The following is a 405-nucleotide window of genomic DNA, read 5'->3' on the forward strand; positions in this document are numbered from 1 at the left end:
CGTTCCCGAAGAACAGCGCAGCCACAAGGGACCCGGTTCCGATCCGGCCGTCGAAACGGCGGAACGGGTGCCGGGCCGCGAGAATTTCGAAACCCAGGGCCGCCACGGCAACATCAAGCAGAACACGACCCATCAGGGATACCAGCAGGATCGATGATGCTCGACCTCGACACATGCAGTGAAAGACGCGCGATGCGCATGACGGGCCTCGTGCTGGTCACCATGCTGGCGACCGCCGCCGCCGAACCCGCATTGGGGCAGGCAGGTGGAGGCGGCGCCGGAGGATATAGGACTGCAACAGGATTTGCAGTATCTTCAGGTGTAGCACTAACTGTTACGGTTGGCGCTGGCGGAAGTGGACAAAGTGCATCAACTGGAGTTGGTACCGCAGGAAATGACTCAGTA

Annotated in this window: 1 protein-coding gene; it reads left to right on the plus strand. The window is 60.7% G+C overall.

Annotated features, from left to right (window positions below; translation table 11 throughout):
* Nucleotides 1-156: 156 nt before the first annotated feature.
* Nucleotides 157-405 (plus strand): glycine-rich domain-containing protein (locus JHD07_RS39320; RefSeq protein WP_366865935.1); only part of this gene is annotated, 249 nt, incomplete at its 3' end.

It is taken from the genome of Bradyrhizobium sp., from assembly GCF_016462955.1.
GTDB lineage: Bacteria > Pseudomonadota > Alphaproteobacteria > Rhizobiales > Xanthobacteraceae > Bradyrhizobium.